Annotated in this window: 6 protein-coding genes and 2 pseudogenes; 6 read left to right on the forward strand and 2 right to left on the reverse strand. The window is 43.2% G+C overall.

Going from position 1 to position 12,783, the window contains the following annotated elements; all coding sequences use genetic code 11:
* Positions 1-33: 33 nt before the first annotated feature.
* Positions 34-213, reverse strand: a pseudogene (locus tag KJB05_RS17610) (NAD(P)/FAD-dependent oxidoreductase); the annotation flags it as partial.
* Between the two features lie 217 nt (positions 214-430).
* On the opposite strand from KJB05_RS17610, the gene KJB05_RS17615 reads away from it, so the two are divergent.
* From KJB05_RS17615 to KJB05_RS17630, 3 genes and pseudogenes are all read left to right on the forward strand, one after another.
* Positions 431-2,914 carry a DEAD/DEAH box helicase gene (locus KJB05_RS17615; RefSeq protein ID WP_065645822.1) on the forward strand — a complete coding sequence of 828 codons (2,484 nt, stop codon included), beginning with the start codon at positions 431-433 and terminating at the stop codon, positions 2,912-2,914.
* A gap of 1,093 nt (positions 2,915-4,007) precedes the next feature.
* On the forward strand, positions 4,008-4,493 hold the full coding sequence (locus KJB05_RS17625) for a hypothetical protein (protein WP_065645820.1): 486 nt from the start codon (positions 4,008-4,010) through the stop codon (positions 4,491-4,493).
* Between the two features lie 106 nt (positions 4,494-4,599).
* Positions 4,600-5,632: pseudogene (locus tag KJB05_RS17630) on the forward strand (IS110 family transposase).
* A 477-nt stretch (positions 5,633-6,109) separates the two neighbouring features.
* Here the strand turns inward: KJB05_RS17630 and KJB05_RS17635 are convergent.
* Complete coding sequence (locus tag KJB05_RS17635) at positions 6,110-6,937, reverse strand: restriction endonuclease (RefSeq protein WP_208446200.1); 828 nt, start codon at positions 6,935-6,937, stop codon at positions 6,110-6,112.
* Positions 6,938-7,352: 415 nt separating this feature from the next.
* Between KJB05_RS17635 and tssI the strand changes: the two genes are divergently transcribed.
* The 3 genes from tssI to KJB05_RS17650 are packed head-to-tail and all read left to right on the forward strand — an operon-like array spanning position 7,353 to position 12,760.
* Positions 7,353-9,611 carry a type VI secretion system tip protein VgrG gene (tssI, locus tag KJB05_RS17640; RefSeq protein ID WP_065645818.1) on the forward strand — a complete coding sequence of 753 codons (2,259 nt, stop codon included), beginning with the start codon at positions 7,353-7,355 and terminating at the stop codon, positions 9,609-9,611.
* Positions 9,593-10,186: a DUF4123 domain-containing protein gene (locus KJB05_RS17645; RefSeq protein WP_065645817.1), complete on the forward strand. Its 594-nt coding sequence runs from the start codon at positions 9,593-9,595 to the stop codon at positions 10,184-10,186. The genes tssI and KJB05_RS17645 overlap by 19 nt, the downstream gene beginning before the upstream one ends.
* A 12-nt stretch (positions 10,187-10,198) precedes the next feature.
* Positions 10,199-12,760: a LysM domain-containing protein gene (locus KJB05_RS17650; protein ID WP_213053096.1), complete on the forward strand. Its 2,562-nt coding sequence runs from the start codon at positions 10,199-10,201 to the stop codon at positions 12,758-12,760.
* The last annotated feature ends 23 nt before the right edge of the window (positions 12,761-12,783 follow it).

Here is a 12,783-nt window from a genome sequence, read left to right on the forward strand (position 1 = left end):
GCTCGGTCTTTTTCAATTCTTTTACTTAGCGAGTTACACCCACTGACCAGCAACAAAGCCGCTCGACCAGCACCATTGGAAGTTATAGCCGCCTAACCAGCCGGTTACGTCCATCACTTCACCGATGAAGTACAAACCTTTAATGTTCTTACATTCCATGGTTTTTGAAGACACGTGATCAGTATCTACGCCGCCTAGAGTCACTTCTGCAGTATTCCTAACACAGTCCAAAAATTGTCAAACATATAATCCATTAGAACAGTGATAACGTAAGACAACTACTTTCCGTTGGATAAGAACGCTCACATGCCTAACTTATTGGAATTCTATAACACAAATTACCGCCCCTCGTGAACTAGGGCAAGAAAAAAAGAGAACCGTTATGTATTATGTTGCTTAATCACAGATTGAATAATACTAAGGACATAACATGTTAGATTTTAGCCAATTAGGGGGCACTAACCCTGTCGATAGCTCCTACATTCCAAGAGAAATCTTCCAAGCCTTGCCTAAGATTAGCGGCAAATTCCAATACCCAAGAGATGTTCAGAGTCAAGTTTGGGCTAAATGGTACGAGAGGAAGGATACTAATAATTTAGTAGTCAAAATGAATACTGGTGGTGGAAAAACGGCAGTAGGGCTTCTCATTTTAAAAAGTTGTTTAAACGAAAAAAAGGGGCCTGCTGTTTACGTCGTTCCTGATAACTACCTCGTTGCACAAGTTGTTTCAGAAGCCAGAGAAATAGGAATTGAAATAACAGAAGACCCACACGATCCGAGGTACCTTTCAGGAAAAAGTATACTTATAGTTAACATCCACAAGTTAGTAAATGGGCGTTCTGTCTTTGGAGTGGATGACGACGGTATCAAAATACCTATTGGAAGTATCATCATAGATGATGCTCATGCATGCTTAGACACGGTAGATCAACAATTTACGATGTCTATACCACAATCATCTCCTATTTATACCGAGTTACTAAGTACATTTGCTAGTGCATTGAGTTCCCAAAATACAGCAAAGTACAATGAAATAATAAATGGCGACCCAAGTGCATTCTTGCAAGTCCCTTTTTGGAGCTGGCAAAAACACCAATCTGCTGTGACTGAAATACTAGTAAAAGGAAAAAGTGATCGAAGTATCGAATTCTCTTACCCACTCCTTAAGAGTCACCTATTGTTATCAAACTGCGTATTTAGTTCTAGTCGAATAGAGATATCCCCTCACTTTATACCTATTTCCGTGATACCTGCATTAGAAAAGGCATCAAGAAAGATCTTTATGACAGCAACGCTAGCAGATGACAGTATCCTATCAACACATTTCGGAGTGATGCCCAATGAGCTATCCAATCCGATTACACCTGACATTGCTGGTGATGTCGGTGACCGTATGATCTTGCTACCTCAAGTAATTAATCCTCAAATAACTGACCAAGATATTAAAGACCTATGCAGTCGCGTATCGAAAAAACACAATGTCGTTGTAATTACTCCGTCCATATATCGAGCACAGCAGTGGTCTAACATCGCAGATCTAACTTTGACTTCTAGCAACATAAGTGAAGGAGTATCACGTCTAAAGACTCAGCACGTAGGGCTAGTTGTCTTAACAAATAGATATGATGGTATAGATTTACCTCAAAATGCTTGTAGGCTTTTGGTCATTGATGGTTTGCCTGACGCAAGACATTTGATTGATCGTGTAAAGCAATCTGCGTTGATGTCTAGCAATTATGACAATGTTGAGAAAATCCAGCGGATTGAACAAGGTATGGGTCGAGGCGTTCGTTCAAACGACGACTACTGCGTAGTCATGCTTACTGGAAAGCGATTAACGAGTACAATTTACACAGAAAATGCTATAGAGAATTTTTCACCGGCAACAAGATCACAAATGGAGCTTTCAGAGAAAATTGCCGAACAAGTTAAAGGTAAGCCTGCAACAGAGCTTGAACAATTGATGGATTATTGCTTTTTGCAAAATTCAAGCTGGGTCGGAGTAAGCAAAGGGCAACTTGCTTCACTGACATACGAAGAAAGAGTTGGTGTAAAAAGCATAAAATTATCACTGTATGAAGCATATTTATACGCAGTACGAGGAAATACCCTAAAAGCTTGTGAGACTATTGAGCAAGCAGCTAACGGGTGTACAGATTCAGCTCTACAAGGATATCTGAAGCAAATACTCGCAGAATATACAAATATTCACGATGAATCAGCAGCTCAAAGAATACTCCTTTCAGCAAATGCTTTAAATCAAAGGCTGTTGAAACCGCTAGCAGGACTAGATTACAAGAAAGTCAACAATTTAACACATGAACAAGCAGAGCAGTGTTCTAGTTATCTTCAAAGTAAATTCCTTATAAAAAGCAAGATGATTGTTGCTGCGAACGCCATAATTGAAGATCTACATTTCAAACCTAATTCTGCGAACAGATTCGAAGCAGCAATAGATGATTTAGCAAAAATGTTAGGTTTCAATAGTCAAAGACCTGAGGTCTCTTATAATAAAGGACCTGACAATCTATGGTCTATTGGTAGACAACACTACCTAGTTATCGAATGCAAAAACGAGGCGACCTCTGAAAACATAAGTAAAGGGTACTGCAACCAGCTAAATGGATCTTCACAATGGTTTCTTGATAATTATGATTTTACAAGCACACATACACCAATAATGATCCACCCTTCTACATCATTCGAATATGCATCATCCCCAAAACCAGAAATTAGGATCATCGACGAAGAAAAACTGGAAGAGTTGCGAAATAACGCAAGAAGTTTCTTTGAGTCGATATCATCAAATGATGAATTCAATAATATTGCTGCTATACGAGATAAATTGACTGCATATAAGCTGCGCGGTCAAGATTTGGTCGATAATTACACTAAATCTTATAGTGTAAAATAACTGAAGAGCCCTCACGTGAGGGCTCTATTCTTACCTACAGGATTGCTCTGTGATTTGCCTGTCCATTTACCCATGTGTTGAAATAACATTTAACAAGTACTCGTACTTTCAACTTTGCTAACATTCTTTGGGGCAAAAGTGACTTACGAAACAACTTGTTTCGTAATTATGCAAGAGCCTCTTGCATAATTGGGAACGAGAATTTGTCCAACAACCTGTTGGACAATTTATTCTTATGATGACTTGCTGCTAGAAGTTCATTTCAGGACTCTTTTAGGGAAAATACCGTCAACTATCTTAATTTTGACATCTGGTAAACTTGCGATTTTCAACGCTCAATTTTAGACTATGCTCGAGAGCCTCGGGTATTCCTGCTTTTTCTTTGAGTTACTATTTACTATCTGGCCAGAAGTAATGGTATCGATTTGAACTTGGCATAATTGCAAAGCAGCCCACCGAGGACATCTGATAAGCTTAGGTGTTTTCCCTCCCTATTGTGGTGATAAAACGCCCAGCGCTGCACACAGAATGCGTTCCCTCTTCAAATTGAATGAAAAACATTCTGTCGCTGTTATACAAAGCCACAGGTCCTGCCTGTGGCTTTGTCGTATCTGAGAGAGCGAAAAAAATAGCTGTGCCGTTTGCCCAATAAAGCATTCAAAATCAAAGAGTGGTTTAGTTCTGCGGTCAGTAGAGGTACTCAAGCGCCGTCATTGAGCGCCATAGTTGTTTTGTTTGTTTATTCGACGCACGTGGGTGCGTAGCGTACCTCGATTCAATCCTAGTATTCTTGAGGCTTTCGCTTGATTGCCTCGACAGTGGATGACGACTTCCTCAAGCACAACATCTCGAACAAATGGCAAAAGAGCGGACACATCCGGCGTAGCGGTTCGACTATCACGAGTGTGTGAAAGAAGCGCATTGAGGTGCTCTAGAAAGAGTTTATTATCAATAGGTTTACAAGGCATGATGGTATTGCTGTGTTATGACGATGAATGCTCCCATTATACGACACAACTCTCAAAATACTTGGTCAAGCTTGAGACGCAATATGGCAAAATGACGTTATCTGAATGCTGAACGTTGAGAAGAGATGGGAAGACTCAATGATGCACAATTACAGCGTCGCATCGAACATATTTTAGAACGCCATCCTAACGCCTCGTCCTTAGTCGTGCGCCAGCGTCTAATGTCAAACCTAAAGCCATCACACATATATCCGCTCTTAGTGCCCTTCTACGAGCAGTACCGCATTGATGATAGTGCCGATATTCAGCGCGAGCTGCAAAAAATGATGTCGATGCACTTAGGGCTGAGCATCATCGCGCAAACCTTGTCGATAGGTTGCTTTAACTACCGGCAAGTAGAAAAAGCCTTGTTAGAGTTGACGGCTGATTTTGACCATCTAGCACAAGCTCAACGCTGTAAAGAGTTGCGCTTTGGTCATGGCGCACCAACGGATGAACATCACCAATCTCAAATTGTGATGACGTTACAAAGGCTAGGTCACCGCTTACCCGACATTTGGCAAGTATTGCGGCAAACCACCGAAAGTAACAAGATAGCCAAACCAAGATAACAAATGTTATCCCTCGAATTATCAGTAGCCTATCTTGATGTATGGAATCCACTCCTTCTCTGTCAATCTACACTTAGCAGAGTCACGAAAATTCGAGGATTCTAATATGTTGACGAATAATGTTATCGCTATCGATTTAGCAAAAAATGTTCTTCAAGTGTGTCATATCAGTATTCATGGTGAAATGCTGTCTAATAGACCTCTTAGTCGGCAAAAAAATGAAAGAGTTTCTTGCTAAAGCAAAGCCCTCAATTGTTGCTATGGAAGGATGTTGTGGTTGCCACTATTGGGGACAGTTGGCAGAAAAGTACGGCCATGAAGTGCGGTTCATTAACCCAAAGAAAGTAAAAGGTTACTTAGAGGGTCATAAAACCGATCATAATGATGCACTAGCAATTGCTAATGCAGCTATCCAGATAGGAATTAAGTTCAGTCGCCCCAAGTCACTTGAGCAACAATCGATGCAATCTTTAGAAAGCAGTCGTCGATTTTTGTCACGCACAGTAGCTTCTTTAGGGTTACATATCAGAAGTACCATTTTAAGTTATGGAGTTGCTAACCCTAGGGGTGAGAAAGGCCTGAAAGCTTCTGTTCATGCCGCACTCGATGGTGAAACTCAAATACCTAAAACTGTTGTGTCCGTTCTATCTATGCTCTGGGAGCAGTACAAAGAATTAAAAGCACAGCTCATCTCATTCGAGAAAGAAAAGAATGCTTTGACACGACAAATAGAGCCGTGTCAGCGGTTAATGAAGATAGAAGGTGTTGGTGAGGCAACTGCAGCAATGCTATACAACACGCTTGGCGACGGAAAACAATTCAAGAATGGAAGACAAGCTTCAGCTTTTGTTGGTTTGACTCCGAAACAGCATAGTTCTGGCGGCAAAGTTATTATGATTGGCATTGATAAATGCGGTGGCGTGAAAGAGCTTCGATCTCTGCTCTATTTAGGAGCGATGTCGTATGTTGGGCGACTACCTGAACGGCCCAAAACTCAAAAGGATAAGTGGCTCAGAAGTATTATCGACCGTATTGGTTTTAAGAAGGCCTGTATCGCTTTAGCTAACAAGGTAGTACGGACTGCATGGGCGATGCTCCGTCATGACACCGAATATAAACCTGTATTACTCACTGAATAGTCATTACTAAATTCAATAATTTTACAAAATGATGAAGCACAAAAGGTAAGACCAACCTACTGAAAACCTGTCCGAAATGTAATGCTCATGAAGCTGCTAGCTCGATAAGGACGGTAGGTGCGCAAACATCAAAGGCTAGAAGGTAGCTCCTTCATCAAGAAGCCGAATATACGTACGCATCTTAACTTTGTTATCGCTAAATCACTTTGTAAATACGTGGATTCCATATACTATTTTGGGAGACTCGCTATAACTTCAAAGTATGATGACAATCCCCACTTGTTGGTGCTTTAGAAGCCTCTTAAACTAGCGATGCGGCTTTTCGAGCTGTGGGTTAAAGTGAGAGCATTGAGTACAGCTATAGGGACGTACAAGGATGTGAAAAGCCGCCCACAGTCTGTCTTTATCCTTTTTTGTTTTTGAGCAAAACACGCCAATTACCGCTCATTAATCAGACGCCTTTTAGGAGCAGCATCGCTAATTAGGCTTTGAATAATCAATCGTGTATCGACACGTTGGAAACGAAGTGCAACCATAGAATGCCTTCCCTTTATTTACTCCTCGTTTCGCCACTCGTTTTACAAGGACAGACTGACAGTTTGGGCACACTTTCGGTACCGGTTTCACGTCGCTCGTTGGCTTTGGTGGTTTATTTTCAAAGCTCCGTCCATCCTCAATCATATGAACCAGCTCTGAGCCATTGACCAACCACAGGCGTTTATCTTGCGCGTAAGCAATGGCTTCCGAAGTAAAGTCTCCTGACGTGACGATAATCATTTTGCTTGCGTGGTGCTCTATCATGACACCGTACATTTCTCGAAGTACCTGAATGCCAACTTTCTTGGCCTTCCAGTGTTTACATTGTACTAGGCTCAATTCACCATCTTTCGTCAACCAAATATCAATGCCGCCGTCAGGCTTTTGTGAAAAAGACTGCTTCACGGTATAACCTTGATGCTTAAAGTGCTCGCCGACATAGGATTCAAACTCTAGCCAGTTTAATTGGTGAAATGGCGTGGTTACTCGTCTCGAACGAATATGTGAAGTGGTCGTCCGATACCTCTGCCTTCTCTGAAATTGTTTAAAAAAGGCAATCGGCGCGGGAATGAAAAACAGCAACGCAAAATACGGTGCGAACATGGAAAGATTTGGGGCGCCAGCATTAAAAACAAAGTTGTTACTGCTGGCAGCAAGCTCTGGTAATACGTATGAAAGGGCGACATACACACCTATCGATAAAATCACACTTAACCACCATGGTGCATCCATCAAATGCCAGATGATGCCATCACTTTTCCTTGCCATTAATCTTCCCTTAAATATGCACTAAAGCGCATTTAATCACAGTTTGACTGGCAGGCAAATCATGATGAGTATTAATCCATAAAACAATTCGTTACGGGCTCAAATTTTTATCTTCTTCTAGGGCAACTTCTTTAAAGTATCGTGTCACTCTCAAATATTTTTGCTTACCAATATCACAAAACTGAACTGTTAGAGATGGCCTTAATCCGCTCATATCACTATACAAAGTGTGAACTTTCAGATTGGAACATCCTATCTCTCTACCTACTCAATCGAATACACTATTGAATGCTCACATTTTCCGTCAAATCACCACGGTGATGAGTGCTCTAGAGCTTGATACAGTTCGACTATTTAGCGTGTGGCGGTGAATCCTTTTCCGCTTATTTCCTCGTTGTCATAAGAGCCGAATGGTATGGTTAATGATGTAAACTTCACATTTGATGTTTCTGGATTCTCCGGTGCATTTAAAGTCGAAAGCTTCCGGGTCACGGAAACAGTCTCTTCTCCCTTTGAAGTGAATCTAACGGTATTGTCCTATGACGATACCATCACGTTTGATGCCTTAAGTCGAAAAATGGGTGTTCTGAGCCTGTTTGGTCAAGGGGTGGGAACGGCTCGTCAGTTTAACGGCAGCATCTCTGAGCTCCGCTACTTAGGCTCTGGTCGCCGCTTCTCGCGCTATCATATTACCTTGGTTCCACACCTTTGGTTTCTCACTCAGCGCCAAGACTGTCGTATTTTCCAAATGCAAACCACTCCGGACATCCTTCGTCAGGTCTTTGATGATGCAGGCATGAGCGATTACCGCTTTGAGTTGTCAGCGCAATACGAAGCGAAAGAGTACGTTCTTCAATACCGTGAGAATGACCAGCACTTTGTTCAGCGATTAATGGCAGAGCACGGGCTTTGGTACTATTTCGAACATAGCGACGCTGGACATTCCATGGTCATTGTCGATAGCAATGATGCGATACCAGAGCTTATCAGTTCGCCTATCAATGCTTCTTACCTAGGACCAGTGATTTATCATGCCCAAGGTGGTGGCACGCCAGACCGAGAGCATATTTTCGACCTTGAGCAAACCCATCGAACTTGTACTGGGTTAGTGAGTTACGGCGATTACAACTATCTCACGCCAAAAATTCCGCAAGGTACAAGCGCCGATGAAGGCCCAAACTTTGATTTGCAGCGCTACGACTATCTTGGTCGTTACACAACGCCAGAATTAGGTCAGCAGCGTGCAACAGAGTGGATGTCCGAATACACGGTGGACAGTCATCAGATTGAAGCCGCGAGCGACATCATGCGTCTTACCTCAGGCTACAGCTTCGATATCAGCCAGCATCCTCGCTCTGGCATCAACCGTGATTACCTCATGTTGACGGTGATGCACACAGGCTTTAACCCTCGTGTGCACGAAGAAGAGTCGAGCGATGAGCCTACAACTTATCACAATCAGTTTATCTGCTTACCACGAGACGTGACATTCCGTGCACCTAAAATGGCGTCACCTGTCGTTGATGGTCCTCAAACTGCCGTTGTGGTTGGTCCTGCGGGTGAAGAAATTTACACCGATGAATATGGACGCATCAAAGTTCAGTTCCATTGGGATCGCTACGCACAAAGTGATGAACATAGTTCATGTTGGTTGCGTGTTAGTCAATCAATGGCAGCACCAAACTGGGGAGCAGTCTATCTACCTCGCATTGGACATGAAGTGATTGTGACCTTCCTAGAAGGCGACCCAGACCGCCCATTAGTGACGGGCGCGGTGTACAACGGTCTACACACGCCGCCATACCCATTACCAGAAAACAAAACGCGCACCGTGTTCAGAACCCAAAGCCATAAGGCTGAAGGTTACAACGAAATGTATTTTGAGGATGAGAGTGACCAAGAAGAGGTTCACTTCCGTGCTCAAAAAGACATGAAGACCAAAGTGCTCAATAACCGTTACCGAGATATCGGTAATGATGAAGAGTTAAAAGTCGGCAACAACCAAGAAAACAACATCTTAGGCGACCGTAAAGAAGTCATTGATGGGCATAAAACCTCCATCACTAAGCAAACCTTTATGGAGCAAGTTGATGAAGATGTTCACGTTACTTACAACGCCAACGAATCCGAGAAAATAGCTAACAACCGAGACTTGTACATCGACGAAAATCGTCAAACTTTGATTGGTAAAGACGATTCATTGGATGTAGGACAAGACCAAAACACGGTAATCATGGCATCGCGCTCTATTGATGTGGGGGCTGACGATACACATAGCATCGGCAATAACCTCAGTGTCGAAGTCAACGGCAACACCTCTATCCGCTCTGATGGCGAAACAGCGGTGGTCTCTGCGGATGAAATCAAGCTCCTCGTTGGCGCATCCAGCTTAGTGCTAAAGAGCAGCGGCAACATCCATTTAAACGGCACCTCCATTACGATTGATGGTGCGAGTAGTGTCACCGCAACGGGTGGAAAAGTAGATATCAATCCGGGCGGCGCGGCAAACGGCAACAGCAGTGTTTCTACAAGGCGTCCTAAAGGATTATCTATAGCGAAGAAAACACCACCTGTTATGTCTCCGGCCGCTTATAAAGGGTTTGTTGAAGATGGTGGCTTAATGCAAGAACTGTGTGATTGTGGGAGCGGTAAAACATGTCAAATACACAGCTAAATCCAAACTGGCGAATTCAAGGTAATGCCCAACCGAACCTAATTACGAATCAACAAGCGTACGCGATTATCGAACCTCTTCTTTGGCCTGAATGGAAAAAGAAATTGGAGGCGCATCTTGAGTCATTCGAGGTTATCCCGTTGATGGCTGGTACTCGTCTATCACACCTCAATGAGGGGCCTGTCTTAGTTTCTATCGGATCATCAGAAGAGGCTCTTCAGGCATGCGTAGCTAAGATGAGCCAGACCCCTTGTGGTTGTTTGGTTTGGAGTTCGCCATCTTACTCTTCTTCGGAGGTCGCAACCTCATTGCGTCAGCGTCTCTTTGTATCGCGCAATCAAGGAGAAGCATTGTTTCGATTTTATGAGCCCAGAACTCTAGTACCTTTAATGGCAGCATTAAGTGATGAGGAGCGACGACAAATGTTTCCTTTACTCTCATCTCTGCATTGGCATAGCAAACAATGGCTAAGTATTAACTTATTCCACGCTAATAAGGCTACTACGTCAATTCAACCTTGGACACTCTCGCAAGAACAACTGAGCACAATGCAAAACATTGCGCAGCAATGGTAATGGACGCGTTTCATGAGTAACAAAACCTACGTAATTAAACCCGGTGACACCCTTATTGGCATCGGTATCGAACAAAGTGTTAACTTCAACATCTTGTTAGAGCTAAACCCCAAGTACCAACCAAATCCTGATTTAATCCAAGTTGGCGATACCTTAATCCTTCCTAGTCAGGAAGAGGAAGAGCCTATCCCTGTCGAGTTTCCGGTAGAGCCAATCGCCAAAATGTGTCCAAAAGAGAAAGGGACAATTGTGGCGGCGCCTTTGTGTGAACCAAAGGAAATTGAAGATATCATTTTTGCCACGGGTGAATCAGCGAACCGATTCTATTGCCTAACGAAAGAATCGGTGGAAAAGCTTGATAAGGAAATCGAAGAAACGACGAAGTTATTTCAATGCTACAGTGACCTAGTCCATCAAGCTCCAACGGGCAAAGAAACATGGGCTGAGTTGGAAAAGCATACGCAAAAGCGAGAAGCCCTATGCGCCGACCTGATATACGCAGGCATATTGCCAGATCCCAGCCGTAAGAATCCAGCAAGTGTCAAAGCAGAACAGTCTCGAAAAGAAAAGGCTGAGAGAGAAAAAGCTTTAGAAAACCAGCGAATGGCTAACGCTAAAGTAACCGAGTTGAAAAAGCGTATCCGCTACATTGAGGAATACTCAAATTGGTTTGGCTCCGAAGATTCAGCCATTGAGCTAAAAGAGCGTTTGACTGCGACAGTCGTACCAAACCTTAAGAAAGAGCTTGCGACGTGGGAAAAGATGGCCAAAGTCCCACCAACCAAAGAGAGCTCTTCTGGCAAGCCTGTTGATGCTAAAAAAATGGCGGTAAAAGAGAGAGCATTGGATGGCATTGTAACAAATACTGGGGTTAGAGAGTTGTACTCGATTAATCGCGGCGTTTACACCTATGTTCGAGAAGCATTCTTTCAAGAGGAAACTACCGTTCGTAATAGTTGGCGAAACACCTCTAATACCAACAACGCAAACCGAGCATTACGTACGGGAAATATCAAAGAATTTGGTAAAGCTATCGCTGACGATATCACCAGCGACCTTGAGCAGAAAAAGCTAGCTCCTGATATTAAAGCTAACCTTGCGAAGTGGCAGGCGCCCGGTGGAAAAATTGCTGAATGGAAATCGACGGATACACTCTTACGCGACGATGAAGGCAATACAATGTTTGCGGTGAGTTCTGAGGCGCAACTTGGTCGCTGGGGAATGCAAGCGGCTGTCGATGCTGAGTTAAACCCATTTGAGAAGGATGAGCACGGTAATGCGAAAGGAAACGTAGATTTAGGTGTAGGTGCTTCTGCGGGCTTTTCTGCTTTTGAAGCGGCCATTACGGCAGAAGTCTTCTTACCTAGCGATGCGGGTTATACGCCATGCCTAAATTACACCGATGCGAATGGTCAGCCAGCCTTACACTCCTTTGGCAGTTTTCGCTTTAATGCCAAAATGAAAGTGGGTTGTTTTGTGGGCGTAGTTGCTCAAGCAAAAGCAGGTATCAGTAACAGAAGACCGGAAACGGGTGATGATGTAGGGATATTGTTTGACCCTCATGTGAGCATGGGCATCGCAGGAGGCGGTCAAATAGGCATCAAGGCCAGTGTTTTTGGTGGTGGCCAGTTAAGTGGTGAGTTTGCAGGTGGCGTTCAATGGAAAGCGCCAGAAATAGATCAAATCACAAACTTTAACTCTTTGGCTGAAATTCAGACCGAAGGTAATGTTTCCGTTGGTGGTGGTTATAACGCAGATTTCGAGCTTTACCTTCGTGGGGGGCAATTTTTTTTAAAACTATCTGCGAAGTTGGTTTGGGGGGCAGGCGGTGGCGGCGGTTTTGCGGTTGCTATCAATGCACAAGAAATTTGGAATTTAGCGAAAGTAATCTGGCAAGGACTTCAGTATGTAGATTACCGGATGCTGAAGAACATCAATAACCAAGCGTATGAATACTTGGTTGATGCTGCTTATTTTGCATTTGCTGCCGCTGATATTATCAAATCGCCAGATGATGCCCTTAAAATGGCAGTTACTGCTGGGAAAGCTAGTATTGATTTTATAAAGGCTGAGAGAAAAAAATACCTAGCTCTAGAAAAAGAGGCGGCCGTTCTTTCCGATAGAATTTTAAACACATCGACACGTAGCGGTGTACCGTTTGATCAGCTTCCGCCGGAAGCAATAGGCAGAATGCTAGATACTCTTACTCGAACGTTTCTTCTAAATTGGGAAGAAAAGCAAGAAGACGCTATTTGCACTTTGTTGTCACAAAGTACTTACAGTTGGCACAAGTTTGAAGAGATCTTAGCGAGAATGAATGAAAAGGGAGAAAAAGAACGTGGGGAGGATACTCTTTTTGATAACATCCAACGTCTAAATGCCATTCTTGATGGGTCTCAACAACGAGAGTTTAATAGGTGGGTGGCATCACTAGCTGAGAAGAACTTAAGTAAAGAGGTAGCAAATGCCCCATTTGCTCCTTACAAAGGTAAAGCCTTTGCACGCAAGCTAGCTCATGTAAATCAGCAATATGCATCAATCTACGGTGGGTCTACGCCTAACCAATACGTTTAAATATTGGCCCTTTCGGGCCAATA

This window comes from Vibrio sp. B1ASS3 (assembly GCF_905175355.1).
GTDB classification, from domain to species: Bacteria; Pseudomonadota; Gammaproteobacteria; order Enterobacterales; family Vibrionaceae; genus Vibrio; species Vibrio owensii.